This window comes from Nostoc sp. (assembly GCF_036917465.1).
Taxonomy (GTDB): domain Bacteria; phylum Cyanobacteriota; class Cyanobacteriia; order Cyanobacteriales; family Nostocaceae; genus Nostoc.
In genome coordinates this window covers 1-25,194 of record NZ_JBALDL010000071.1, presented here as the reverse complement: position 1 = coordinate 25,194, position 25,194 = coordinate 1, and the positions used below count along the sequence as shown (strand labels likewise).

Genomic DNA, 25,194 nt, shown 5'->3' with positions numbered 1-25,194 from the left:
CTAACCCCCGCTTCACTTAAAACTTGAAGCGGGGGTTTTTTTATAAGGAGTGAAGCTGTGACGATATCTCCAATGCGCGGCGCGAACGCAATGCAAGTGTTAGAGCAATCTGTGGTGGTGTTTTCTCAAAATTACTTGCCACTATGTCGGATTAATATCAAGCGGGCGATTGTGCTGTTAGTAACCAATAAAGCTCAACCGTTAGGTTTTACCACAGAGAGCGGATGGCGAGTTCACTCACCCAACTTGGTAATTGATGTACCAAAACATATTCGCTTAACGATCGCTTCTAATGAGCGGAGGTGGAAAGTTCCGCCAGTGAATCGGCGGGAAGTGTTGCGGCGAGATCATCACAGTTGCCAATATTGCGGTAGCGGCAAACATCTAACGCTAGATCATGTGATGCCGCGTTCTAAAGGCGGTTCTCACAGTTGGGATAACGTAGTCGCAGCTTGTGAAAGATGTAACTCCCGTAAAGGCGATCGCACCCTGTTTGAATCTGGTATGCAATTACGTACCAAACCAAAAGCGCCAATTCACCCCGCGATTTCTTTTGCCGAACAGTTTTGGATAGATATGCAAGCAAGCCTGGAATAGCAGGAGAGCATAAGGAATGCTGAAATTAACTTACACTGAAAGCAGTTTTGATTTGGAACGTGTCACTCTGTCGCTAGAAGAATGGGTAGCGCAGCGAGTGATTTTGGCCCTGCGAGTTGGGCAAAGTTTGTACATTGAACCCAGCACCGCTTCCTTTTTGCTTCCTGTTGATTTGCCAGGAGTAGAAGTGCTTAAGGCTGAGGTAAAAAGAGACGACAGAGAAATCATTGCCCTCTGTGCTTGCGATACTCAATATCTGGAAGTCACTCTACAAGGTTCTTGGCTATCAGATAGTTCTAAGGATGTTGTAGGTGTGTTTTTCACCACTATGAGCGATCGCGCTGAGTTCTTTTTGCATAAACTTTGGCAGGAAGCTCAAGCTTGTGCTTCTGTGATGAGCGAATAAACGAATTTGGATTTTGGAACAATCCAAAATCCAAAATCTAAAATTCCGTGAGGATAATTTCTCACTGCGCCATTTTGAGCAATTCGGGAATCGTCACAAATCGGTAGCCTTGCTGTTTGAGTCCACTGATAATTTGTGGCAAAGCTTCTACAGTTCTGTGGCGATCGCCACCACCGTCATGCATCAAAACAATAGAACCTGGTTTCGCGCCTTTCAAGACATTATTTACAAATGCTTGGGGTTTGGCGTGAGGATCGGTATCAGCTGAAGTTAGCGACCACATAATGACAGCATCTTTCCGGCTTTTAGCATACGCGGCTAGTCCGTTGTTTAAAAAGCCTCCAGGAGGACGAAACAGATCAGTTTTAACTCCTGTAGTTTTGTATATCAAGTCAGATGTGCGATCGATTTCACTCTTGGCTGTGGCTTCATCCATTCGCCGATACCAATGATGCCAAGTATGGTTGCCAATGGCGTGTCCCTCGGCTACCTCTTGCTTTGCTAGCTCAGGGTTGGCTTGTAAGGCTTGTCCTACCCAAAAGAATGTCACTTTAACATCATTTTGCTTGAGGATATCTAGCATTTGTAAGGTTGTCTTTGGCCAGGGGCCATCATCAATGCTCAGAGCAATAACCTTTTCGTTGCTGCTGAGTGGAACCTTATAAACTGTTTTTCCTTGAAATTTAGCTGGGACTGTAAATGTAGGGTTTTCTACTTTGACTGATGGCGCTAGTTGATCTTTTGCAGGATCTTGAACTTGTGCAGTATGGCTTTTGCTCACTGGCTGGTTCAACCCCAATTGTGGGGAAGTACCTGGAGCTATACTACAAGCTGTAATCGTAGAGGCGATCGCGACAATACTAATTATCTTTTGTCGCTTGAGGTAGTTGTCTGTCACGTCAGGCTTTTAAAAAACTCACCCAATCATAAGCTGTAGTTTGACTTTTAAGAGGTGTGAGCAAGTTCAAATCTAAGTGCAGAAGCTTTTTTAGACAATTTCAAAAAAACTTTCTCAAACCCCTTGACACCTCTTGTAGTATTTTGTAGTATATTTGTAGTGAGGCGAAAGACAAAGCTTCTCAAGGGTCAAAATAATGTTCTACATACAACTCAAACAGAGACGCTGGAATCAACCAGAGTCCCCAATCAAAAAAGCCGCTTCTACTTGTAAACCATCTGAAGTAGAGGCAATCAACCAAAAAAGTTTTAAGTTTGCAGTCAGTAAAACTACAGAATACATCCGTAATCCACAACAGGCTTGCTACCTATAATTTCGGTTGTTTTCCTAACAGTTTCTAACAGTAAAAAGTAAACTTTCTGAACCTTGAAAACTGAATAAGAAATGGGCAAGTTCACCAACAAAAACATCTGCCTAAAAACCTAAAATTTTAGGCACAGATTCCCAAAAATCGGGGTGTAGCTCAATTGGCTAGAGCGTTCCGTTGTCTGCGGAAATGTTGCGGGTTCAAGTCCCGTCACCCTGGTTGCAGTCCTGTAGGCGAATAAGTTTAAGCCGTCAGCATACGGCAGTCGCTACAACGGAGAGAACCTCCGCAACGCGCTGCCTCCTCAAGCTGAAGATTGCGAGTGCGAATCTCGTCAGGACTCCCAAATGGTCAGGTAGCCAAGTGGTTGAAGGCGTTGGTCTGCAAAACCGATTAGCGCGGGTTCAAATCCCGCCCTGACCTCTGGTGCCGCAGTGTAGCTTAATGGTAAAGCCCCAGGTTCATACCCTGGTATATGCGGGTTCAAATCCCGCCACTGCCACCAAATACAGGGATGGTGTAACGGCAACACCTCGTGACTCCAAATCCGATGTTCTAGGTTCAAATCCTAGTCCCTGTGTCAGACAATTTTGGATTTTAGATTTTAGATTAAAAAATTTAAAATTCAGCAAATTATGCCCTCGTGGACTAATGGTTAAGTCAGTGTTCTTTCAAAGCACAGATACGAGTTCAATTCTCGTCGAGGGAATGATTTATGGGTCGGTGGCCGAGTCTGGCTGAAGGCGACAGTCTGTAAAACTGTTCTTTTTTGCACGCAGGTACCCTTCGGAAAGCCGCTTCTCTACGAGACGCTTCGCGAACGCGTCTACAAATCCTGCTCGACCCACTATCTATGGAGAGGTGGCTGAGTGGCTAAAAGCGTCCTCCTGCTAAGAGGAAACGGGTAGTATAAACCCGTCGCAGGTTCAAATCCTGTCCTCTCCGTTCTGAGAGTGTGGTGTAACTGGATAACATCTCAGTCTACGAAACTGAAGAATTGAGGGTTCAAATCCCTCCACTCTCGTTACATAATCTCTTCTTTTATCCCTCGGTAGCTCAGTTGGTAGTTAGCGCCTGTTTGAAAAACAGGAGGTCGTCGGTTCGATTCCGACCTGGGGGGCTTCGTTGCCTCATAGCTCAATGGTAGAGCAAGCGGCTGTTAACCGCGCGGTTGTAGGTTCGAGTCCTACTGAGGCAGCCATTCATTGCCGGGTGGACGAATTGGTAAGTCGCATCGCTCTGAACGATGAGGTTGCAGGTTCAAACCCTGCCCTGGCAATAAAGCCCTGTGGTGTAATTGGCAACATAACGCCCTTTGAAGGCGAAGATTCCAGGTTCGACCCCTGGTGGGGCTGCCAAACTTTGCTCTTGTAGCCCAACTGGAAGAGGTTGCCGTCTCAAAAACGGTGTGGGTTCTATTCCCACCAAGAGTATCATTTTGCCCTTGTAGCCCAACGGAAGAGGCGCTTTGCTTAGAACGAAGAGGTTACTGGTTCAAATCCAGTCAGGGGTATTGGTGAATATGCGGAGATAGAGCAACGGTGGCTCGTCAGGCTCATAACCTGAATATCGGCAGGTTCGACTCCTGCCCCCGTCACCAAAATTTAGGCTGGTGTAGCTCAATTGGCAGAGCAACTGACTTGTAATCAGTAGGTTGCAGGTTCAATTCCTGTTACCAGCTTGATTGATGCGGGTGTGATGTAATCGGTAGTATCTGAGTACGCCATACTCAGTGCGTGGGTTCAAGTCCCTCCACTCGCTTGCGTAGTCCTGTAGCTCAATTGGTAGAGTAAGAAGAATGTTGCGGGTTCAATTCCTGCCAGGACTACCTCAAGCCCTCATAGTTCAGCGAATAGAGCCGCATCCTTCTAATATGAGAGTCCCAGGTTTGAATCCTGGTGAGGGCATAATTGAACTTAAATCATGATAAATTTATTCTTATGATTTAGGTTCAATTTATGATCGCTCATCATACAAAAGGAAAAGCAGACCTAGCTGTAGCGAAAACCATAGCTGATTTGACTGTTAAAGGTTATGTAATTCTTACCCCTTTGATTTGCGAACACTTGCCATTTGATTTAGTAGCATGGAAGGAAAATAACTTTCTGAAAATCCAGGTTAAATATTCTAGCATTGGGCGAATTTTCGCTAATACATCATGGAATGATAAACATGGAAATCATAAACGCCAGTATCAGAAAGATGATTTTGATTACTACGCTATTTACTTGCCAGAGAAAGATCGGGTTATTTACCCCAGTTTTGATTACCGAGGTATCATAATTAAAACCGAGCTACCCAATAGTAATTATCCTTTTTATTGGTGGGAGGACTTTCTAGAAATTAAATCAAAAGTTCTCAACAGGAATATTAAAGATTTTCAACGTCAAGCAAGCCGAGTAAAAATGAAAAGGCGTTATTCGGCAAGACCTAAGTCTAGAAAGGTTGAACGTCCATCTAAAGAAGAATTGCACGAGCTAGTATGGACTAAACCAACTGCTCACATAGCTAAAGATTTTGGTGTAAGTGATAAGGCAGTAGAAAAATGGTGTAAGGCTTATGAGATTGAGAAGCCTCCTAGAGGTTATTGGGCAAAACTTTATAGTAGCAAGTAAACTGAGTTTTTAGATTGCGATCGCGCACGCTATACCTAATAGCAGGCTACGCCAATGTGAACGCTCCAACTGTTAACTGGTAACTGATTTAATGGGTCTGTAGCTTAACTGGGAAAGCGTCTGCCTTGCAAGCAGAAAGATGTCGGTTCAAATCCGACCAGTATCCACTTTTGGTGTCTGAAGCCAAAGTGGTCGAGGCGCTGGTTTGTGGAACCAGTCATAGCGGGTTCAAGTCCCGTTAGACACCCCTCAACATAATTACTAATTCGTAATTCGTAATTCGTAATTAAAAATCGGTTGGAATTGACAATTTGTATAAATCTTTGAAAGTTAATACATAACACAATTACAAATTATGAATTGTTAATGGAAGATGCCGCTGAATGGACGGCAACTGGTCTTGAAAACCAGGGTATGGGCAACTGTAGGGGTTCGATTCCTCCATCTTCCTCTTTTCCACCTGAAGCCGAAAAGCGAGGCGCTGTGCTGATAACACAGAAATAGGAGGGGCAGTACCTCCCTGGTGGATTTATATCTAGTGGTCTGTCAAACCCATTTTGATTGACGGTTGGAGAGACGCGATAAATCGCCGTCTCTACAGAACATTTATTCGTCAATTATTTCTTGAAAGACTACTGGTGTTGGTGTTAGAAGGCTTGCGATGTAAAAAATATCCGATCGCACTGACTCATTTCTTAAATTAACTAGGGTGGTTGGCATACCGGCTGTGCAGCGAGCTTTTAACTCGCAGAAATAGGTTCGACCCCTATACCACCCACTAAGCAATTAAAAATTAAAAATTAAAAATTGAAAATTAACAAATGCAATCCTAGCCAGTCTTTTGGCAATTGCTAATGTGTAATTTGAAGGCACGTTAGCTGATTAATACGAACTAGCGATCGCCAGTCCACTATGTCGCAATAATACATCTTTATCTAAAACTTCTACGGGATATTGTGGTGTTACTGCCAGTAGTTTATCGATTCTTTCTCTGGCTGCTTCCACTACTGATTCGTCTAAACTACCCTTGCTGAGGGATTGGACGAAATCTTCAGCAATCCGATAAGTTCTTTCAAGAGATGATGAATTGATATTGCGTGAGACAATAAACAGGTCGCAACCTGCATTAAATGACCGCGCCACAGTACCAGCTTTCATAAACATATCTGAAATCGCTTTCATATCCAAGTCGTCAGATACAACTACTCCCTTAAAGCCAAGTTCCTCTCTGAGTATGGTTTTGAGGATAGCCTGGGAAAGAGTTGCTGGCACATCAGGATCTATTCTGGGAAATAAGATATGGGCAGTCATAATCAAAGGAATCTGTACTTCAATTAGGGCTTTGAAAGGTATGAGTTCTCTAAGTCGCAGGTCTTCTAAAGTTAAATTTAGTATTGGTAGCTCAATATGAGAATCTTTGCTGGTGTCTCCATGTCCGGGGAAGTGTTTGGCGCATCCCAAAATTCCTGACTCTTGAAGTCCAAAGTAGTAGTCACGGGCATATTTTGCAGCAATTTCGGGAGTGTTACCAAAAGCACGAGACCCAATAACGGGGTTGTGGGGATGGGAAAAAACATCTGCTACAGGTGCCCAAGATAAGTTGATGCCCAATGATTTTAGTTCTAATGCTGTGGCTTTTGCTACTTCGCGGGCGTGCGATCGCAACAACAATGCATGAGGAAATCGCGTAATCGGTGATGGTGTGCGAATGACACGACCTCCTTCATGATCCAGAGTTATAAACATCGAATCACGTTCAGCATATTCTCGTATGTGGCTGTTTAAATCTTTGAAGCTTTCCAACCAAACCTGATATGAAGTGCCATCCAAAAAGTTCTTAGCAAAAAATATCACCCCAATCGGCTTTAATTCACTGAGTGCGCGTTTATCGTCATCGCTTAATTTCGTGCCAGAAATCCCTAAAATCAGGTGATGTCCAAAGCGTTTTAACTCCTGCGATCCACTCATAAATTTTTACCTAACTGAGTTTTTTAATAGCAGTCTATAACCAGTACAATAGATATTTTCTCAGATCGGATACATAGATTTCCAAAGAAATCAACTACTTTTGATATTAGATATTTTAAGTCAAAGGAATTACTTTTATTTCCCTAAATTTGCTGGACGTAAATTTAGATGAAATATTCGCCAAAACCTATTACCAATACCATTATTGGTAATTTTGTTAGGCAGGTGTATGTAGGGAAAATTCCCTTGGGCAAAAGTTTTTTGGGGAAGCGATCGCACAAGAACTGCCAAATGTAACGGATTGCAACGTATAATGAGAACGATAAAACCATTAAGAAATATTGAAGGGCATTAAGGTTAAATGCGAGTAGCGATCGCGGGAGCGGGACTAGCAGGACTTTCCTGCGCAAAATATCTCACGGACGCAGGTCACACACCCATTGTCTTGGAAAGCCGGGACGTACTGGGTGGTTTGGTTGCGGCGTGGAAAGACTCTGACGGCGACTGGTACGAAACCGGGTTACACGCCTTCTTTGGGGCATATCCGAATATGCTCCAATTGCTCAAGGAGTTGGGCATTGAAGACAGACTCCAGTGGAAAGATCATACGTTGATTTTCAATCAACCAGACAAGCCTGGGACACTCTCACGTTTTGATGTTCCAGATATTCCATCTCCTTTCAACGTGATTGCGTCGATTCTTCGCAACAAAGACATGTTGACTTGGGAGCAGAAGATTCGGTTTGCAGTTGGCCTCCTTCCCGCAGTGGTTCGGGGTCAAAAGTATGTTGAAGAGATGGATAAATACAGCTTCTTAGAATGGTTGAAAAGGCAAGGTGTAGACGAGCGGGTAACTAGTGACGTTTTTATCGCCGCATGTAAAGCGCTCACCTTTATCAATCCTGATGAAGTTTCGGCAACGATTCTGTTAACTGCACTGAATCGCTTTCTGCAAGAACGATATGGCTCCAAGATTGCATTTTTGGATGGTTCTCCCACAGAACGTCTATGCAGCCCAATCGTAGATTACATCACAGAACGCGGTGGAGAAGTGCGTTTGAATGCCCCCTTGAAAGAAATTTTGCTCAACGCCGATGGCACGGTAAAGGGCTACTTGATTCGAGGGTTAAATGGCGCAGAAGATGAAGTTGTTACGGCTGATGCGTATGTATCAGCCATGTCAGTTGATCCTTTGAAAGTCATGTTGCCTAAACCTTGGAAGCTGATGGAGTTTTTTCAAAAGCTAGAAGGTTTGGAAGGAGTACCAGTGATTAACCTGCATTTGTGGTTTGACCGGAAACTTACAGAAATTGATCACTTGCTTTTTTCGCGATCGCCCCTCCTAAGCGTTTATGCTGATATGAGCAATACCTGCCGTGAATACGCCAACCCCAATCGCTCAATGCTGGAATTAGTTCTAGCTCCGGCAAAAGATTGGATTGCCAAATCCGATGAGGAGATTGTGGCTGCAACGCTTGCTGAGTTGGAAAAACTTTTCCCAGACCATTTTGGGGGAGACAACCCAGCAACATTGCTAAAATCTCATGTGGTGAAAACGCCGCGTTCAGTTTACAAAGCGACCCCCGGTCGTCAACAGTACCGTCCCGCACAAGTTACGCCCATTGCCAACTTCTATCTCGCCGGAAGTTATACCATGCAACGCTACTTAGGCAGTATGGAAGGTGCCGTACTTTCTGGTAAGCTGACAGCGCAGGCAATTTCTGAGGCTCTCCCGGTAGCAAATTCCTCAAACCTGCAAACGCTCACCCGACCGCCCGCAACGAATGCTGCAACTGCCTGATTCCCCCCCGCGCATGAAAACGCTGGTCTCTGTAGACGAGTCATACAAACTTTGCCGACATCTCACAGCAAAGTATGCCAAGACTTTTTACCTGGGTACTTTGCTAATGAGTCCGGTAAAACGTCAATCTATTTGGTCAATTTACGCTTGGTGTCGCCGTACAGATGAATTGGTAGATGGGCCCGCATCTGCTATTACCACGCCAGAAACCCTAGACCTATGGGAACAGCAGCTGGAATCGATTTTTGCGGGACACCCATTAGAAAATTATGATGTCGCTTTAGCTGATACCCTCCAGCGCTTTCCGATGGACATTCAGCCCTTTCGGGATATGATTGCCGGTCAGCGCATGGATTTATATCGCAGTCGTTATGAAACCTTTGAGGACTTATACCTCTACTGTTACCGCGTTGCTGGCACTGTTGGCTTAATGTCAACAGCAGTTATGGGTGTAGATAGCACCATATACACCGCTCCGTGGCAGCAGAACAAACAACCTTATGTTCCCATAGAAGAAGCGATCGCTCTAGGAATTGCCAATCAACTCACCAACATCCTGCGGGATGTGGGAGAAGATGCCAAACGGGGGCGAATCTACATTCCCCTTGAGGACTTGGAAAAATTCAACTACACCGAGCAAGACTTCTTCAAAGGTGTGGTAGATGATCGTTGGCGGGCATTGATGGGCTTTCAAATTGAAAGGGCCCGCCAATTCTATACCATCTCAGACCAGGGAATTACTTATTTAGCCTCCGATGCCCGTTGGCCTGTGTGGGCAGCATCAATGCTGTACGGCCAGATTTTAGAGGTGATTGAACGCAACGATTATGATGTGTTCAGTAAACGAGCTTTCGTTCCCCAGTGGAAAAAGTTACGCACCTTACCCTTAGCTTGGATGCGATCGCAAGTTCTTTGAATTAGTCATTAGTCATTTGTCCTTAGTCATTAGCAAATAACTAACGACCAATGACTAATACCCGATTCCCCAAAATAACTATTGACTCTTCCCAACGAGTCTGGTAACATTGATATTCGTGAGTCAGGAGAGGTGGCTGAGTGGTCGAAAGCGGCAGATTGCTAATCTGTTGTACGGCAGGCAACTCCGTACCGAGGGTTCGAATCCCTCCCTCTCCGTTTTTCAGGCTTTGAAACACAGAATATATTCTGTGTAAAACAACATGTAATCGTAAATATTTCTACTCCCAAGGATGGATGATATGATTTATCATTTGAAGCCTAGATAAGATTCAGCTAAATTTACAAACTTAGTTTGAATCTTAATTTTAGGCTCCTAAACATTTGAGGAGTGAAAGTAATTTATGAGAAAAATTAGCACCGCCTTAACCTTTAGTATAGCTACCCTAGCAATTGGGTTCCTAGTTGGAGCTTGTGGTGATACTAATACCCCCAATGGCACAGCTACCAACGGAAGTAGTGCTACCCCAGCAGCAAACTCAACCATCACAAGCAGTGCCAAAGGACTGCAAATTGGTGTACTACTACCAACAACTGGGGATGCAGCTTCCATCGGGCAGCAAATGGTAGCTGTACCACCCTTGCTTGTAGAGAAGGTAAATGCTTGCGGTGGAGTCAATGGCGAACCAGTTAACTTGGTGCAAGTAGACGACCAAACCGATCCTAAAGCTGGTGCGGCTGGTATGACCAAACTAGCAACTTTAGATAAAGTAGCAGGTGTAGTTGGTTCCTTTGCTAGTAGCGTTTCTAGTGCAGCAATCTCCATTGCCACACCGAATAAAGTCATGCTAGTTTCTCCTGGTAGTACCAGTCCTGTATTTACTGAAAAGGCACAAAAAGGGGACTTCAAAGGCTTTTGGGCGCGTACTGCTCCCCCTGATACCTATCAAGCACTAGCATTAGCACAACTTGCCAGAAAAAAAGGTTTCAAGCGAGTTTCCACAGTCGTGATTAATAACGACTATGGCGTTGGCTTTGAAAAAGCATTTGTGCAAACTTTTGAAAAATTGGGTGGAACCATCGTTAATAAAGATAAGCCTGTTCGCTACGACCCAAAAGCGCAGACATTTGATACAGAAGCTGCGGCTGCATTTGCTGGGAAGCCGGATGCAGTACTGGCTGTACTCTATGCTGAAACTGGCAGTCTTTTCTTAAAAGCCGCTTATCAGCAAGGTGTGACTAAGGGAGTGCAAATTCTGCTTACAGATGGAGTGAAATCACCTACTGTTCCAGAACAAGTTGGCAAAGACAGTGAGGGTAAATATATTTTAACTGGAGCGATCGGTACAGTACCCGGTTCCGATGGTAAAGCACTAGAAGCTTTCAACAAGATATGGAAGGATAAAAAGGGTGGTGAACCAGGGGAATACACTCCTCAAACGTGGGATGCTGCCGCTTTGTTAGTGTTGGCAGCACAAGCTGCTAAGGAAAATACAGGCGTTGGTATAGCCAACAAAATCCATGAAGTTGCTAGTGGGCCTGGTACAGAAGTTACCGATGTCTGCGAGGGGCTGAAGTTACTTAAAGATGGTAAGAAAATTAACTACCAAGGAGCTAGTGGTAACGTCGATCTTGATGCTAACGGCGATGTCGTTGGTGTATACGATGTTTGGACAGTAGGAGACGATGGCAAAATCAAGGTAATTGACAAAGTTACGCCCAAGTAGAAAGTTAGGAATTAGGAGTTAAAAGTTATGAATAAAATATTACTAACTCTTAACTCCTAGCCCTTTCAAGGTGGATAAAATTTTTGGTCAATAAATTCCTCTTTAAGCTCTTTACTCTGTGTCACGCCAGTTGCTACAACTGGGGAATGCCCCAAGACTACACTCACTCCGCAACGCACTGGCTTCTCTGCGTCTCTGTGTGTGGTTAAAAAAATTACTTACTTTTCAACCGATCAAGATACAAAGATCGCTGAGAAAAAATAAGAGATTTTACGAATCACCTTAAAAGGGCTACTTTTAACTCCTGTACAGACGCAATTAATCGTGTCTGTACTCCTAACTTTTATAACCCCGTGAAGTTATAACCAACTCCTAACAATAAGCCGACATCAGTTTGATCGAAAAATCCTGCATTGATAGAGGCCGTTGCTGTGAATTGAGGATTTAGAGGAAAATCAATGCCAGCAGATGCCAGAAAAGCAAATTGCGAATCATCACCAGTTTTGTAAGCTGCACCCACTCCGATGTAAGGTGCGATCGCTAACGGTTCGCTAAAAGCATCTGCTGATTTGAAGGTAAAATCGTAGGTGATCGGAAGCAAAATTGTGGTGTTGTTGCCAAATACAGCAGAGGGCCGCACCGATATAGAATTTGTCAGTCGGACTTTACTAACTACCGCGAAGTTACCATCGCCCAAAGACGAGGTACCATCACCACTCAAACCAATGTTAGCAGCAATGCCAATATAGCTGCTGCCACCACGAGTAGTTCTACCCAAATCAATATCTGATTGCGCCACTTTGGTAGCAGATGCTTGAGCAGTCGTTTGAGAAGTCGGTTGTACAAACTCAGAGGTAAGCGTTGCAGATGATGTTGCCACTGTGCCTGGAACGGGTGTAGACGTTGCACTGGCATTTTCCTGTATGACGACAGGGTTTTGGAACTGCTGTACCTCAGCTAAATTTGTTGCTGTAAATGTTTCAGTTGTTTCTGTAGAGAGCTTTTGGCTTACAGTGTCTAGTTCTGTAATAAACTCATTGGGAGACGCTACGGTTTCGGAAGAGTCAGTTAATGCCTGACTGCTTACCTTGTCTACTGTCTGGGCACTTGCAGATAAGCCGCTACTCAGGACTGTAAGAGCAGCTATACTTGGCAACCAAAAAACACCTTTACTAAGAAAAATAGTATTCACGTTCACTCCTAAAACAACATTTGCCACGAAAAATAAAGGTTTTTGTTGATTTAACTCAACAAACCCGGGCAATACTCAAAATTTAACACCAAAAAATTGGATTTCACATCCTGATTTTGCTGAATTTATCTATAGTCATAACGCACCGAAAATCTAGGATAATGCGTTAACCTACGGTGTAACACACCATACAAAACAAAGTTTTTAAGACTTGTGCATACACCGTATTACAATGTAAGTGAAAGAATTGTTGATAGCGACAGACTACAAGAAAAGAACTTCCTGTGAGGTATGGGTATGGTTGGTCTATTTATGCCATGTTGCACTATAAATTATGCTTTGTAACAAAAAAGTTGATTGTGAAGTGATATTACGAAGCTTGCAAAAATATTTAGAAATTGTCTACAAAGCAAACATAGTTCTAACGTAGAACCTATATAGGAGAGACTTGAGGCAAATGTGATGAGCGGAAATAATATTCAAAAGTATCGGTTTGTCTGTACCCTGACTTTCGGTGACATCTACGGTCAAATAATTGTTTGGTTGATTACAATTACCCTAAGTTTGGCATCAGCCTTGGCGCTAATGGGTGCCAAGCGACCCGTGTACGCTTTAGCAACGGCAGGTCTGGTCGTTTTGCTATCACTACCTTTCTTGGTGTTTGCGTTTGTCACTACCTTGTTAAATCATATTGAAGTCACTCCTGTAGGGCCAGGAACCAAAATGGAACCCATGCCAGGTAATGTGTCTCAGCAACAACCTGTAGAAGCAACTAGCTAAAAAGTTAGGAGTAGAGACGCGATTGATTAATCGCGTCTACAGGAGTTAGGAGTGAAGACCTAACTTTTCATTTTTAAAATTTAACTCCTAATTTCAAAATTTGTAATAACATCCCTGTCTAGAGGCAGGGAATTTTTTTGTAGAGATGCCACGGCAACCGCAGCAACGCACTGCTTGATTAATCACCTCTCTACAATAGAACAGCAAGGGTTTGCAATTAGGGGCTAATTATGCTGGAACATGATGTGATTATTGTTGGGGGTGGATTGGCGGGATGTCGGGCGGCTGTGGAAATTGCCCGCACTGACCCTAGTTTAAATATTGCTGTAGTTGCCAAAACCCATCCAATTCGTTCCCACTCGGTAGCGGCTCAAGGTGGTATGGCTGCATCGCTGAAAAATGTTGATTCACAAGATAGTTGGGAAGCACATGCTTTTGATACTGTCAAGGGTTCTGATTATTTGGCAGACCAAGATGCTGTGGCAATTCTCACTCAAGAAGCGCCAGATGTGGTAATTGATTTGGAACATCTAGGCGTTTTGTTCTCTCGTTTACCCGATGGACGTATTGCCCAACGAGCTTTTGGCGGTCATTCTCACAATCGCACTTGCTATGCTGCCGATAAGACCGGTCACGCTATTCTGCACGAATTGGTTAACAATTTGCGGCGTTATGGGGTACAGGTTTATGAAGAATGGTATGTGATGCGGCTCATTTTGGAAGAAAATGAGGCTAAAGGTGTGGTAATGTTTCATCTTTTAGATGGACATATAGAGGTAGTCCGGGCTAAAGCGGTAATGTTTGCTACAGGTGGCTATGGTCGCGTTTATAATACCACCTCTAATGATTACGCTTCTTCGGGTGATGGTTTGGCAATGACTGCGATCGCAGGTTTACCCCTCGAAGACATGGAATTTGTCCAATTTCATCCCACTGGTTTATATCCCGTAGGGGTGCTGATTTCAGAAGCAGTCAGGGGTGAAGGGGCGTATCTAATTAATAGTGAAGGCGATCGCTTTATGGCTAACTATGCACCCAGTCGCATGGAACTAGCTCCTCGTGATATTACCTCACGAGCGATCGCTTACGAAATTCGCGCCGGTCGTGGTATTCATCTCGATGGTAGTGCTGGTGGCCCCTTCATTTACCTGGATCTCCGCCATTTGGGGAAAGAAAAAATTATGAGTCGCGTCCCCTTTTGTTGGGAAGAAGCACACCGTTTGGTAGGCGTTGACGCGGTAACTCAACCGATGCCAGTGCGTCCGACAATTCACTATTGTATGGGCGGTATCCCCGTTAATACTGATGGGCAAGTCCGTAGTAGTGGTGATGGTTTAGTTGATGCTTTCTTTGCGGCTGGCGAAACATCTTGTGTTTCCGTACATGGTGCTAATCGCCTTGGTAGTAATTCTCTACTGGAGTGTGTAGTTTATGGTAAGCGGACTGGGGCTGCGATCGCTAAATTTGTCCAAAAACGCAAGTTACCCTCTGTAGATGAGCAACGCTATGTAACCCAAGCCAAGCAAGAAATTCAATCTTTGCTAGAACAACCAGGACAGTACCGCATTAACCAAGTCCGTCAAGCCTTCCAGGATTGCATGACTGATTACTGCGGCGTTTTTCGCACTGAGGAATTAATGAGTGAAGGCTTACACAAATTAACAGAAATACAACAGCAATATCCGCAAATTTATTTAGACGATAAAGGGACTTGCTGGAATACAGAACTTGTGGAAGCCTTAGAATTGCGAAGTTTGATGATCGTGGGACAGACGATTTTAGCATCAGCCCTGAATCGTCAAGAAAGTCGTGGCGCACACTTCCGCGAAGATTATTCCGAGCGAGATGATGCTAACTTTCTGAAACACACAATGGCTTACTATTCACTAGCAGGAATTGATATTCAATATCGTCCGGTGGCGATTACTATGTTTGAGCCAAAAGAGAGGAAGTATTAACCAAAGATAAATTTATTTCCAAAATCGAGGTGACTACAAAAATTTTGTCCACCTCGATTAAGAATAAGAATATGAATATAAATGAGTTCTATGATGCAGAACCTCAACCAGATGACCAATATTGAACTAAAACGGTATATTTCAGAACATAGAAATGAAGAAGAAGCATTTCGGGTTGCATTGCAAGTTTTGATGAGTCGTTGTGACTCTGCTACACAACAACCCTATCCTTTTGATCTAGATAATCCTCAGAGCGAGGTAGAAGCTCTCCTCTTAGAGAAACTCAATCGAACTGAGTGACAAGCGATCGCCAACCATAACACCTCAAACAATCAGAGGTGGTAACTCGGTGATGTAAAATCCTGAAGATAGGAAAAGGTGATTAACAGAGTCTGAATAGAATGGTACAGGATAGGAAGTCAACGGTTATAATCACAGGTGCCTCTTCAGGGGTTGGTTTGTACGCTGCCAAGGCTCTTGCTGAAAGGGGATGGTACGTAGTGATGGCCTGTAGGGATATAGCGAAGGCTCAACTTGCAGCCCAATCTGTGGGAATCCCGCACCAGGGTAGCTACACTATCATGCATATCGATCTTGGCTCTTTAGAAAGCGTTCGGCAATTTGTGAAGAACTTCCGAGCAAGCGGAAACTCCCTAGACGCTTTGGTATGTAACGCTGCAATTTATATGCCCTTAATAAAGGAACCACTGCGAAGCCCAGAAGGATTTGAGTTAAGTGTTGCAACAAATCACCTCGGACATTTCCTTTTGTGCAACTTGATGCTAGAGGATCTGAAGAAGTCATCTTCAGAGCCAAGGCTCGTAATTTTAGGAACTGTGACCCACAATCCAGATGAACTGGGTGGTAAGATTCCACCGCGTCCAGACTTGGGCGATTTGCAAGGCTTTGCAGAAGGATTTAAAGAGCCAATCTCAATGATTGATGGCAAAAAATTTGAACCAGTCAAAGCTTACAAGGATAGCAAAGTTTGTAACGTCCTAACCATGCGAGAACTGCATCAGCGCTATCACGAATCAACCGGTATCGTCTTCAACTCTCTCTATCCGGGATGTGTTGCAGAAACGCCACTATTTAGAAACCACTATCCGCTATTTCAAAAAATCTTTCCATTATTCCAGAAATACATCACTAAGGGATATGTGTCTCAGGAGTTGGCGGGGGAAAGGGTTGCAGCAGTGATTGCCGATCCTGAGTACAATCAATCCGGTGTGTATTGGAGTTGGGGAAATCGTCAGAAGGAAGATGGTAAATCCTTTGTGCAAAAGGTTTCTCCTCAAGCCCGCGATGATGACAAAGGCGATCGGATGTGGGAACTAAGCACAAAGTTGGTTGGACTGGCGTGACTGAACAGAATTTGGCGTTACCCTTGTGCATGATTCATCAATTCATCGATCAACTTTGTTCATTTGGCATTATGTACAGGTAAGTAATGGTTGAGGTGATTATTACGTCACCTCTAACTTTATCGATAGGTTTGTTTAAGCTACGTTATACAGCCAATAGAGTTTTGAAAAAAGCTGGTATTAGTGCTAACAGTAATAAATCATAGAGAGTGTAAAGTTGGAGACAAGGAAAACAATATGGCACTTAACGATTTCATCTCAGTATTTTTTCCTTACTGCGTTGAAAAACAACCTGATGGACGATACGTAGTGCTTAATAGGGAATACAAGCCAGTTGGTTTTAAGACCACGGAACACATCGAGTATGAAAAGTATCCTATTTGCGTTGAATTCAAAGGTCTAGGTTCAGCAACAGCAGGAAAACTTTCTTGGAATGGTGATTCAAGTACAGACAAAATTTACCTGTACAACGATGGTTGTGTTCCAACAAAGAGTCCTGAACACATGAAGAATTATCTGAAACGCCTAGAGATATTCGCAAAACTTAAAGTAGTTCATTAGTTAGACAATGGCAATTAGTTTATCAGACCTCTACATGAGGTTTTTCCTTCTCAGTCTTGAAGTCAAGGGTTACGTTGTAGCTTCAGTGCGATGTTTACAAGGGGCTATGCCTACGCATTCTTCCAAACTACAATCACAGTAAAGATATGCGAAAGATGATCTAACCATTTCCTATAGAAACTGCCATGTCTTCCCTAAAGGCACATTCCCAAACCCTATATGACACGGACTACTTGCAATGGATAGAAACGACTGTAGAAAAATTGCAAAGTCAGGACTACGCAAACGTGGACTGGGAGAACCTGATCGAAGAAATTTCTGATATGGGAAGGAGTGAACGCCGGAGTCTCAAGAGTAATCTGATTGTAATTCTGGTGCATTTGCTCAAATGGCAATTTCAGCCCGAAAAAAGAAGCGGTAGTTGGGAAGGAAGCATCATTGAACATCGTAGACGTGTCAAAGAAGCTCTAGATGATTCGCCTAGTCTTAAATCCTATCTTGAGAACATTTTTGCGGAGTGTTATGCACAGGCGGTTAAGCAAGCAAAAGCTGAAACTGGTTTGTCAGTGAAATCCTTTCCTCTTATCTGCCCATACCAGCTACCAGAAGTCACAGATGATGAGTTTTTACCAGACTAGGCACTAAATCAGAATATATGTGCTAACTTAGTCTAATTTTATACATATTTACTCCCCCTTATTGATTTTTATCCAGAAAAGATGTAAGATTAAAGTCGCATTGAAGGGGAGTAGCTGCTGGCAAAGAAATAAAAGCCAGTACATCTGAATCAACATACTGGCGATGAGCCTGGTTCAGATGGCGAATAATCAATATTTGAAAGCGAGACCTTCACTAAGTTCACACCGAAAAGTGTAAACTTGGTGAGGTCTTTTGGTTCTCATCAAGCTTCACATCGGTAAACGATTTTTCAGGAGCTTGAGAGAATGTTAACAGCTTTTACCGCAGGTTTGTTATTAATTACAGTTTCAGAATTAGGCGATAAAACATTTTTTATTGCCGTGATTTTGGCAATGCACCACCCACGGCGGCTGGTATTTATTGGTGTGACAGCTGCTTTAGCGGCGATGACAATCCTTTCGGTGCTATTTGGACAAGCGGTATCTTTATTGCCAAAAGTTTATATTCATTATGCTGAAATAATTTTGTTTCTTGCCTTTGGTATTAAGCTGTTGTACGACGCTAGTAAAATGTCTGCTGCTTGTGATACAGAAGTTGTACAAGAAGCCGAAGCTGCGGTGAAAAAAGCAGATTTGGAGTTACCAAAGCAAAAGACCCCCTTAGCAATTGTCATAGAAGCCTTTATATTGACATTTATGGCCGAGTGGGGCGATCGCACCCAAATTGCCACCATTGCCCTAGCAGCCGGAAATAATCCAATTGGAGTGAGCATAGGTGCAATTTTAGGACATGCAATTTGTGCTGCGATCGCAGTTATCGGCGGCAAAATGATTGCCGGTCGCATTTCTGAGCGTCAACTCACCTTTGTTGGCGGATGCCTATTTTTAGTCTTTGGTGTCGTTGCTGCCATTGAGGGAGCGTGAGGGGAAGAGGCAGGGAGCAGGGAGTAGGGGGCAGGGAGCAGGGAGAGAAATAATAAAATAAATAACTAATTGCCAATGCCCAATGCCCAATTCCCAATTCCCTACTTCGGAATACTTTTCAAGGAAGGTGCGGGAGACGCAGCCGGATTAGGTATGGGGGAAGTTGTTGCTGCCTTTTTAATTTCGTCTTTGTACTGAGCAGGTGCTAAAGCTGCGGCAGTATCAAACAAAGATTTTGCATCTGCGTCTTTGCCTTGTTGTTTCAAGAGCATGGCTTTTGCCACAACAGGGCGAAAATCTTTAGGATCTTTCTTAATTGCCTGGTCATAAGCAGAGCTAGCTTGAGCGTAACGTTTCTGGGAAGCGTGAACAGAACCTAACAGCACCTGCACGGCTACTATATCGACACTTCCAGGCTGAATTGTATTTGCTTGGGCTGCTTTCGAGAGGCTTTCTTGCAGCAAACCAATAGCTGCTTCCGGGCGTTGCTGACTGATTAATAAAGCCACCATTCCTTGCAAAGCCTTCAAATCGCCCGGTTTTGTGGACAAAATCGAGCGATAAGCTTGAGCCGCTCCTTCGCGATCGCCTATTTGCTGTTTAGCTTGAGCCAGTAGTACTGAATATTCTGACTGTTCGGGATTCAGCTTGGCTAGCTTTTCAAGGGGTTCAATGACGACTTGGATATCAGCTGGTTTAACCTCACTTTTTTCTTTCTGACTTAGTAGTTGTAGACGCGCCTGCAATAAACCCTTAAGCGCAGTCTGATTTTCCGGTTCCCTTTGCAAAACCAGTTCATAACCCCGAACTTCATCTTCCAGTTTTGATTTTTGGTCAGCAGAGGGCAAAGTACCTCTAGTGCTAGCGGTATTCTGGTTTAAGGGTGGCGTATTATTAAATGCTCCAATTATGGGAATCACTGAAACACCCACAAAAGCAAGAACTGCCAGCGCCAATACGACTTGAACCATCCAGCGATTGCGTGTTTGAAACACAGTTTTGTCTTTCTCCTGAATTCTAATGACATTATCATTTACACAAATCGTAAAGTTAAAAATTTCCAAAACTTTGCGGAATACCGCCAATTACCTGTGAATTTTATAACAATTAACTATCTACACTGCTAAAGTAAGTGATGACTTTAGGAGGAGCCGTCAGAATTGTAGCTATGATATGCTTCCGAAACTAGTGTCAAAGCGCAAAATTACACGTTTAATGTACAAACACTAAATTTAGCGCCTTTAAGATTGTATAGAGTACCCTAGTGTGGCTTTGTGAAAAGCAAATATACTTTCATCAGTCGCACAAATGCTCTTTTCAGCTACCTTTATAAAATCCCACAATGGGATGTGTCTCCGCCGCAAGGAGTTTTTATGAATTCCGACCTGATGCCGTTGCCTGAATCTTCCAATTCTTCTGCCTCTAACAAAAGCCCAATTAAGATCGAGACAGCCACCGATGTTCACATAGCCAAGTCCTCCAAATTTGAAAATTCGCCTGTTAACCCCACTGAGACTGACTCAAATGGGAACTTAGTCAATCGACAGCAACCGATTCCGCCTCCCAGCGAACCGATGCAGTACCGAGCTATTGGATTAGTCCGGGGTCGCTATCATGCTAGCAGCGAACAATTTACTCAAGGTACGCTCCTAACTACAGATGGTGTAGAACTCAATGCCGTCCTCCTAGGCCGGATTATGAGTTTAGTCAAGAATCACCTAGACTTAGAGAAAGATCACTTGTGGGTAGTATATCCACGCACAAGACAAGAAAATGACACCTTGCACATCCAAATTGTTGGAGTTTGGGAGCCAGAAAATCTGGCTAAAAATTCAACAGATGAGGATGATTTAGATTTAGAGTTGCAAGAGTCAAAGACAGACGATGATGGCTTATCTGAAAATTCTGAATCAAGTACAATTTCCACGATTCCCTCATCAGAAGTTGCCGATGGTGGTTTTTCTGTTCGTGGTGAGGTAGTGTACCAGTCTTTTGACGCTAAGAGCTTAGTAGTCAAAATTAGGCAGGCTGCACGCAAACCAACTGACAAACCCAAGTATTTCAAGTTGAAATTGAGGGGTGTTCTGACCACCAAAGCCGTAGGAAAGTTCTGGGATTTCCAAGCCAAGCGAGAAGCTGATGTTTTAATAGTAGAAAAAGCTGAAGCGATCGCTGACTTGCCCAAAAAACGCAAACCACCATTCAGAGGTGGCCCTCGTGCTGGTGGTGGCGGTGGTGCTGGTGTTGGTGGTAGAAAACCATTCCCCCCCAGACGCAGTGGCGAAACCCCGCGTCCCATCAAGAAAACAGGCGCAGGCGGCGACACGTCTGTAGTGTCAAAACCTATACCAAAAACGCCGGCTCCTAAGCCTATTATCAAGCGACCGAAACCGACTCAAGAATAAGGGCATTGGGCATTGGGCATTGGGTAAAACTGTTTCCCATTCGCCATTCCCAATTCCCAATTCCCCAAGATTAAAAATCCGTCCGCCGATCTTGGGGCAGGAAGGATCGCTCCATCGGAATTGGAGAAACTGGTTCTGTAAGGGTAAATGTCCCTGCTTCGATCCACTTTTTCAACTCTAGGGCGACTTGCCTAGAAAAAAACAAACTCGCTAAAGGGGCAGAGCGTACCGCTTTGCCCTCAATAGTGATCCTCCCAGATTTTAGTTGCGCGTAACTTACTAAACCAAAGGTAGGACGAACGCGCCGGGGAATAGAAAAATCCACTATTGGGGCTACTAAGTCTTGATCTTGGACGGCACAGTGTTCAACTACTTGTTCATTTAATACAGGGAGTGGGACACCAACCCCTAACATCAATGAGGGGCCATAACTTTTGAAGTAACAACCCCGCACCCAATGAGCATCCATTTGCTTGGCATCACCAATTAAAGCTAAGGTGGCAGAAGGCCCAATTGGTGTACGATTAGCTAAACGTTTTTGTAAAGGGAAGTGCTGAGTGCCTTCCCAAGCGACATAGCCAATACCACCGCCTAAAAAAATTCGAGTCCCGATACCAACGAGTTGCAAATCGGGATCGTTGAGTAAGGGAGAAATAGCACCGGGATTAGAATAAACGGCATTCCCCAGACGCGGTTGTAAAGGGCCTAGATAGGTGAAGAGGGGGCGATCGCCACCATTTACACCTACAATAAAGTTTTGATAAAGATTGCGCGGATTGAATAAATAAAACTGATTAATCGTTTCACTGGTAACTGTAGTTTCAAAACTTGCTCTGGGATAACAATCAGTTACTTGTCCTTGGGCTTTTACGTGTATAGCTTTGCCAGCGATTAAATCTTCGATTACATGACCCCCACCACGTTCTCGCACTTCTTCCCCGTCCGTCGTCTCTACAGCACAACTTGCACCTAAATATAAATCTACTGCTCCAAAACCAGAATATGCTGGCACACCATCTAACCAGCAACGACGAATTTTTATCGGGGGATCAGTGTGTCCGAGATTAATAATTGCACCGCTTGATTCCATCGGCTCAAATGTGCCAGTGGTAATTACATCAACTTCTTTAGCAGCTTTAGTAACACCGATTTCTACAACTCGTGCTTTTAACTCTTCAGTTGTCAACACTACCGCACGTTGGCGGATAATTTTATCGTTAATTTCTGCAATTGTTCGCATCTTATCAGTGCTAGCGCTTCCTGCTGTCTTTCCTCTTTGAAGGATATCTTGTTAAAGAAGAATTCAGCTATTCTGAATTCAGAATACAGGAGCGGAGTCGGAGACGTTGCGCCATCACCCAGTCGTACAGAATTCACAATTGAGAATGAATTCTGTTTTGATAAATCGCAGACTCTTGCATAATTTCCTATGAAAATAGTTGTCTGTCAGTCTCTACGCAACAGCTTGACACCCCGGATAGGGTTAAAATTTCCCAAAAAACCAATTGAACTATTGCAAAGTCCAAATCATATATATTTTGGGGTAAGCAAGCTACTTGCGTCAGAAATATTTTATCCGTTTACGTAAAATTACTAACAATGAAAGCTTGCATTATCAATCAAATGTATGTATGGTTATGATTAACTAGACTTCCTGAATTTAAGTTATTTTACTTAAACAGAAAGAAACATCTCTAGCTTTGGTAAAACATTCTAAGGCAACTAGTAAATCGCAAAGTGGAATCTAATATTTGAGTAGCATATTTGATAACCCCATCACTACAGTTGACAGACTACTAAGCTGAAAATATTTTAATTTGCATCTTCCAAAAAATAAATTTTTTTTGGGGTGGGCATTTTGCCCGCCCTAGCTGTGCAAATTAAACACACAACAGCTTAGAAGACTGTCGGTAACTTTTTTTGCCTAAATCTGATACTGTTGGTGAAATATTGCTTAACTAAGTTTTTGTAGATGCACTGGTAAAGATTTTCTCGCCAGATGTAGCTCAATACCCATAAATTTGGCACGATTTTTGCGACTTCTTCATAGCCTATCAACAGGGATATGAAGGCATATTGCAATTATTAAGCGATCGCCAAATTCTTTTTTTTACTATTGCAGTAGTTCTTTTTCACTTTGCCAATGCTGCTATGTTACCACTAGTACCGTGTGGCGTAAATACGCCTACCATTTTTAAAGACTGCAAATGATGATTTTTTCAAGGTTCGTAATAGTGGGTTTATTTCCTCTGACTTGTACTAGTTGGTCAAGAATTGGCACAGGGTAAAGGGACAAGTGACACAGTTTATATGTCTGCTTGCATTATTGTGGCTCACTTGGTAATGATTCCAGTTTCCAACTTGGCTGGACGTTTCGCACATACAGCCCGAAAACCCATATTCCTCCTTGGCTTTGCCGTCTTGCCCGTTCGAGGAGTGCTGTATACGCTTTCGGATAATCCCTATTTTCTGGTTTCCGTGCAAATTCTGGATGGTATTGGAGCCGGGATTTTTGGTGTGCTTTCCGTGTTAATGGTAACTGATTTGACTAAAAGCACAGGGCCCTTTAATGTTACCCAAGGGATGCTCAACACTGCCATTGGTGTTGGTACGGGTTTGAGCAATGTGTTAGCTGGGTTTGTGGTTCAAAGTGCTGGTTATAATGTTGGTTTTTTGATTTTAGCAGCGATGCCTGCGCCTGGCTATGCCTACGCAGTTGTAGCTTTGGGAGTTTTTTTGTTCTGTGTACCTGAAACAAAAACAGGAGTTAAGCATCTAGCGAAACCATGATTATTTTCAAATACATCATCATTGGGCTGACTTATATAGGTTTGGGTTTAGGATATCTACCTGGTTTGCGGATGAACCGAGCCAGTATCGCTTTAGTTGGTGCATCTTTGCTGATGGCATTAGGGGTATTAGACCTCAAAGAAGCATGGCTTGCCATAGACTATAAAACGCTGGTTTTCCTGTTTGGCATGATGGTAATCAGCACAAACTTGGCTTACGCTGGTTTTTTTCAACTAACGCTTGATACAGTTACACACTTTACCCGCAGCCCTTTAGGTTTGCTGATTGTTTTAACTTTTGGGAGTGGAATTCTCTCCGCTTTTTTTTTGAATGATACCATCGCTCTAATTCTCACTCCTTTGGTTCTTGGCTTAAGCCAAACTTTGAACCTCAATCCTATTCCTTACTTACTTGCCTTGGCGGGAGCAACTAATCTAGGCTCAGTAGCTACCTTAACTGGTAATCCGCAAAACATTCTAATTGGTTCCTTCTCTGGTATCAGCTATCTCGATTTTGCTAAAGCATTGACTCCCATAGCATTAGTAAGTTTGTTGATCCAAATTGGGTTACTGTGGTGGCTTTATCCTGATGTCCGTTCTACTAAGTCTTGTCCGAGTGTAACCCCTGTGCGTTACCGCATATTTAAACCGTTACTAACTAAAAGTCTATTGATAACCACAGGACTATTAATTGCATTCTTAATTGGGATACCCCCAGCCCAAGCAACACTAATAGCTGCTGGTTTACTATTTATTACTAGGCGAATCAAACCCCAACGAGTTTTAAATAAAATAGATTGGGACTTACTGGTGATGTTTTCTGGACTGTTTATTGTGACTGCTGGAGTGGAAAAATTGGGAATATTGAATTTATTTAGCGGTTTAGTTGATACTCCCCTGAGCATATTAGGGGTTACTGCTCTGCTTTCAAATTTAGTTTCTAATGTTCCAGCAGTATTGCTACTACAACATTTACTTCCCCATCCAGACACAAAAACCTGGTTACTATTAGCAGCAGCATCTACCTTGGCAGGTAATCTGACTTTGTTAGGTTCAGTTGCTAATTTAATAGTTGCTGAGGCTGTTGCAAAGCTTGGTTATCAGTTGTCATTCTGGGAACATTTGCGTTTTGGTCTACCGCTAACTGTCCTGACTCTCACCCTGGCTTATTATTGGATTTAAGTAGGTCGGTGCAATTACAGCACCTGCGTCTATTATGAGGTACACTAAATTAAAATACAAATACTTTTAAATGAAGTCATATTCTGTCGATCTTCGAGAAAAAATAG

Annotated in this window: 23 protein-coding genes and 24 tRNA genes; 42 read left to right on the top strand and 5 right to left on the bottom strand. The window is 43.3% G+C overall.

What is annotated here, in order from left to right; translation table 11 throughout:
• Window positions 1-90 precede the first annotated feature (90 nt).
• Window positions 91-597: an HNH endonuclease gene (locus V7K38_RS16895; protein WP_334859511.1), complete on the top strand. Its 507-nt coding sequence runs from the start codon at window positions 91-93 to the stop codon at window positions 595-597.
• Window positions 598-613: 16 nt separating this feature from the next.
• Window positions 614-1,003, top strand: a complete 390-nt coding sequence (locus V7K38_RS16890) for an alr0857 family protein (protein ID WP_334859453.1) — start codon at window positions 614-616, stop codon at window positions 1,001-1,003.
• 61 nt (window positions 1,004-1,064) lie between these two features.
• Here the strand turns inward: V7K38_RS16890 and V7K38_RS16885 are convergent, their stop codons facing one another.
• The gene (locus V7K38_RS16885) at window positions 1,065-1,901 is read right to left on the bottom strand and encodes a polysaccharide deacetylase family protein (protein WP_334859451.1); all 837 of its coding nucleotides are present in this window, start codon (window positions 1,899-1,901) and stop codon (window positions 1,065-1,067) included.
• A gap of 196 nt (window positions 1,902-2,097) precedes the next feature.
• On the opposite strand from V7K38_RS16885, the gene V7K38_RS16880 reads away from it, so the two are divergent.
• The 25 genes from V7K38_RS16880 to V7K38_RS16760 all read left to right on the top strand — a co-directional run bounded on the left by V7K38_RS16880 (window position 2,098) and on the right by V7K38_RS16760 (window position 5,661).
• Entirely contained in the window at window positions 2,098-2,274 is a 177-nt protein-coding gene (locus V7K38_RS16880) for a hypothetical protein (RefSeq protein ID WP_334859449.1), read from the top strand.
• Window positions 2,275-2,413: 139 nt separating this feature from the next.
• Window positions 2,414-2,487: transfer RNA gene (locus V7K38_RS16875), tRNA-Asp, on the top strand.
• 130 nt (window positions 2,488-2,617) lie between these two features.
• Window positions 2,618-2,691 (top strand) — tRNA-Cys (locus V7K38_RS16870).
• Window positions 2,692-2,698: 7 nt separating this feature from the next.
• Window positions 2,699-2,773 (top strand) — tRNA-Ile (locus tag V7K38_RS16865).
• Between the two features lie 3 nt (window positions 2,774-2,776).
• Window positions 2,777-2,848: transfer RNA gene (locus V7K38_RS16860), tRNA-Trp, on the top strand.
• 58 nt (window positions 2,849-2,906) lie between these two features.
• Window positions 2,907-2,977: transfer RNA gene (locus V7K38_RS16855), tRNA-Glu, on the top strand.
• Between the two features lie 8 nt (window positions 2,978-2,985).
• Window positions 2,986-3,115, top strand: a tRNA-Tyr gene (locus V7K38_RS16850).
• An 8-nt stretch (window positions 3,116-3,123) separates the two neighbouring features.
• Window positions 3,124-3,213 (top strand) — tRNA-Ser (locus V7K38_RS16845).
• Window positions 3,214-3,217: 4 nt separating this feature from the next.
• A tRNA-Arg gene (locus V7K38_RS16840) sits at window positions 3,218-3,292 on the top strand.
• Between the two features lie 21 nt (window positions 3,293-3,313).
• Window positions 3,314-3,388: transfer RNA gene (locus tag V7K38_RS16835), tRNA-Phe, on the top strand.
• Between the two features lie 6 nt (window positions 3,389-3,394).
• Window positions 3,395-3,469: transfer RNA gene (locus V7K38_RS16830), tRNA-Asn, on the top strand.
• A gap of 5 nt (window positions 3,470-3,474) precedes the next feature.
• Window positions 3,475-3,547: transfer RNA gene (locus V7K38_RS16825), tRNA-Gln, on the top strand.
• A gap of 3 nt (window positions 3,548-3,550) precedes the next feature.
• Window positions 3,551-3,626, top strand: a tRNA-Gln gene (locus V7K38_RS16820).
• A gap of 6 nt (window positions 3,627-3,632) precedes the next feature.
• A tRNA-Leu gene (locus V7K38_RS16815) sits at window positions 3,633-3,701 on the top strand.
• Between the two features lie 7 nt (window positions 3,702-3,708).
• Window positions 3,709-3,781, top strand: a tRNA-Leu gene (locus V7K38_RS16810).
• Between the two features lie 11 nt (window positions 3,782-3,792).
• Window positions 3,793-3,868 (top strand) — tRNA-Met (locus tag V7K38_RS16805).
• An 8-nt stretch (window positions 3,869-3,876) separates the two neighbouring features.
• Window positions 3,877-3,949: transfer RNA gene (locus tag V7K38_RS16800), tRNA-Thr, on the top strand.
• Between the two features lie 8 nt (window positions 3,950-3,957).
• Window positions 3,958-4,029, top strand: a tRNA-Gly gene (locus tag V7K38_RS16795).
• 5 nt (window positions 4,030-4,034) lie between these two features.
• A tRNA-OTHER gene (locus V7K38_RS16790) sits at window positions 4,035-4,096 on the top strand.
• A 6-nt stretch (window positions 4,097-4,102) separates the two neighbouring features.
• Window positions 4,103-4,175: transfer RNA gene (locus V7K38_RS16785), tRNA-Arg, on the top strand.
• A gap of 51 nt (window positions 4,176-4,226) precedes the next feature.
• Window positions 4,227-4,883, top strand: coding sequence for a group I intron-associated PD-(D/E)XK endonuclease (locus tag V7K38_RS16780; protein ID WP_334859447.1), 657 nt, complete (start codon window positions 4,227-4,229; stop codon window positions 4,881-4,883).
• 93 nt (window positions 4,884-4,976) lie between these two features.
• A tRNA-Ala gene (locus tag V7K38_RS16775) sits at window positions 4,977-5,050 on the top strand.
• Window positions 5,051-5,056: 6 nt separating this feature from the next.
• Window positions 5,057-5,130 (top strand) — tRNA-His (locus V7K38_RS16770).
• A 121-nt stretch (window positions 5,131-5,251) separates the two neighbouring features.
• A tRNA-OTHER gene (locus tag V7K38_RS16765) sits at window positions 5,252-5,334 on the top strand.
• Between the two features lie 256 nt (window positions 5,335-5,590).
• Window positions 5,591-5,661: transfer RNA gene (locus V7K38_RS16760), tRNA-Lys, on the top strand.
• 104 nt (window positions 5,662-5,765) lie between these two features.
• On the opposite strand, the gene nagZ is transcribed toward V7K38_RS16760, so the two are convergent.
• Window positions 5,766-6,851: a beta-N-acetylhexosaminidase gene (gene nagZ, locus V7K38_RS16755; protein WP_334859445.1), complete on the bottom strand. Its 1,086-nt coding sequence runs from the start codon at window positions 6,849-6,851 to the stop codon at window positions 5,766-5,768.
• Window positions 6,852-7,019: 168 nt separating this feature from the next.
• On the opposite strand from nagZ, the gene V7K38_RS16750 reads away from it, so the two are divergent.
• From V7K38_RS16750 to V7K38_RS16730, 5 genes are all read left to right on the top strand, one after another.
• The gene (locus tag V7K38_RS16750) at window positions 7,020-7,148 is read left to right on the top strand and encodes a hypothetical protein (protein ID WP_334859443.1); all 129 of its coding nucleotides are present in this window, start codon (window positions 7,020-7,022) and stop codon (window positions 7,146-7,148) included.
• A 64-nt stretch (window positions 7,149-7,212) separates the two neighbouring features.
• The gene (pds, locus tag V7K38_RS16745) at window positions 7,213-8,652 is read left to right on the top strand and encodes a 15-cis-phytoene desaturase (protein ID WP_334859441.1); all 1,440 of its coding nucleotides are present in this window, start codon (window positions 7,213-7,215) and stop codon (window positions 8,650-8,652) included.
• Window positions 8,636-9,568: a 15-cis-phytoene synthase CrtB gene (crtB, locus tag V7K38_RS16740; protein WP_334859439.1), complete on the top strand. Its 933-nt coding sequence runs from the start codon at window positions 8,636-8,638 to the stop codon at window positions 9,566-9,568. The genes pds and crtB overlap by 17 nt, the downstream gene beginning before the upstream one ends.
• Window positions 9,569-9,694: 126 nt before the next feature.
• A tRNA-Ser gene (locus tag V7K38_RS16735) sits at window positions 9,695-9,786 on the top strand.
• 185 nt (window positions 9,787-9,971) lie between these two features.
• Window positions 9,972-11,294, top strand: a complete 1,323-nt coding sequence (locus tag V7K38_RS16730; protein WP_334859437.1) for an ABC transporter substrate-binding protein — start codon at window positions 9,972-9,974, stop codon at window positions 11,292-11,294.
• A gap of 343 nt (window positions 11,295-11,637) precedes the next feature.
• Here the strand turns inward: V7K38_RS16730 and V7K38_RS16725 are convergent, their stop codons facing one another.
• Complete coding sequence (locus tag V7K38_RS16725; RefSeq protein ID WP_334859435.1) at window positions 11,638-12,486, bottom strand: hypothetical protein; 849 nt, start codon at window positions 12,484-12,486, stop codon at window positions 11,638-11,640.
• 462 nt (window positions 12,487-12,948) lie between these two features.
• Here V7K38_RS16725 and V7K38_RS16720 point away from each other — a divergent pair, with 462 nt between their 5' ends.
• From V7K38_RS16720 to V7K38_RS16690, 7 genes are all read left to right on the top strand, one after another.
• On the top strand, window positions 12,949-13,266 hold the full coding sequence (locus V7K38_RS16720; RefSeq protein WP_334859433.1) for a hypothetical protein: 318 nt from the start codon (window positions 12,949-12,951) through the stop codon (window positions 13,264-13,266).
• A gap of 230 nt (window positions 13,267-13,496) precedes the next feature.
• Window positions 13,497-15,224 (top strand): succinate dehydrogenase/fumarate reductase flavoprotein subunit, encoded by a 1,728-nt coding sequence (locus V7K38_RS16715; protein WP_334859431.1) that lies wholly within the window; start codon window positions 13,497-13,499, stop codon window positions 15,222-15,224.
• Between the two features lie 81 nt (window positions 15,225-15,305).
• Window positions 15,306-15,524 (top strand): DUF6887 family protein, encoded by a 219-nt coding sequence (locus V7K38_RS16710; RefSeq protein ID WP_334859430.1) that lies wholly within the window; start codon window positions 15,306-15,308, stop codon window positions 15,522-15,524.
• Between the two features lie 101 nt (window positions 15,525-15,625).
• On the top strand, window positions 15,626-16,588 hold the full coding sequence (locus tag V7K38_RS16705; RefSeq protein WP_334859429.1) for a protochlorophyllide reductase: 963 nt from the start codon (window positions 15,626-15,628) through the stop codon (window positions 16,586-16,588).
• A 237-nt stretch (window positions 16,589-16,825) separates the two neighbouring features.
• A complete protein-coding gene (locus tag V7K38_RS16700) occupies window positions 16,826-17,149 on the top strand; it encodes a hypothetical protein (RefSeq protein ID WP_334859427.1) in 324 nt (107 codons plus the stop codon).
• Between the two features lie 185 nt (window positions 17,150-17,334).
• Window positions 17,335-17,787: a DUF29 domain-containing protein gene (locus V7K38_RS16695; protein WP_334859425.1), complete on the top strand. Its 453-nt coding sequence runs from the start codon at window positions 17,335-17,337 to the stop codon at window positions 17,785-17,787.
• A gap of 306 nt (window positions 17,788-18,093) precedes the next feature.
• Window positions 18,094-18,711 carry a TMEM165/GDT1 family protein gene (locus V7K38_RS16690; protein ID WP_334859423.1) on the top strand — a complete coding sequence of 206 codons (618 nt, stop codon included), beginning with the start codon at window positions 18,094-18,096 and terminating at the stop codon, window positions 18,709-18,711.
• Between the two features lie 101 nt (window positions 18,712-18,812).
• Here the strand turns inward: V7K38_RS16690 and V7K38_RS16685 are convergent, their stop codons facing one another.
• Window positions 18,813-19,706 (bottom strand): tetratricopeptide repeat protein, encoded by an 894-nt coding sequence (locus V7K38_RS16685; protein ID WP_334859421.1) that lies wholly within the window; start codon window positions 19,704-19,706, stop codon window positions 18,813-18,815.
• Between the two features lie 378 nt (window positions 19,707-20,084).
• Between V7K38_RS16685 and V7K38_RS16680 the strand changes: the two genes are divergently transcribed.
• Window positions 20,085-21,116, top strand: a complete 1,032-nt coding sequence (locus V7K38_RS16680; RefSeq protein ID WP_334859418.1) for a hypothetical protein — start codon at window positions 20,085-20,087, stop codon at window positions 21,114-21,116.
• A 70-nt stretch (window positions 21,117-21,186) separates the two neighbouring features.
• On the opposite strand, the gene V7K38_RS16675 is transcribed toward V7K38_RS16680, so the two are convergent.
• Complete coding sequence (locus tag V7K38_RS16675; RefSeq protein WP_334859416.1) at window positions 21,187-22,356, bottom strand: homocysteine biosynthesis protein; 1,170 nt, start codon at window positions 22,354-22,356, stop codon at window positions 21,187-21,189.
• A 1,070-nt stretch (window positions 22,357-23,426) separates the two neighbouring features.
• Between V7K38_RS16675 and V7K38_RS16670 the strand changes: the two genes are divergently transcribed.
• Both V7K38_RS16670 and V7K38_RS16665 read left to right on the top strand, forming a co-directional pair.
• Entirely contained in the window at window positions 23,427-23,906 is a 480-nt protein-coding gene (locus V7K38_RS16670; RefSeq protein WP_334859414.1) for an MFS transporter, read from the top strand.
• Window positions 23,903-25,087 carry an anion transporter gene (locus tag V7K38_RS16665; RefSeq protein WP_334859413.1) on the top strand — a complete coding sequence of 395 codons (1,185 nt, stop codon included), beginning with the start codon at window positions 23,903-23,905 and terminating at the stop codon, window positions 25,085-25,087. Before V7K38_RS16670 ends, V7K38_RS16665 begins: the two co-directional genes overlap by 4 nt.
• Window positions 25,088-25,194: the final 107 nt, after the last annotated feature.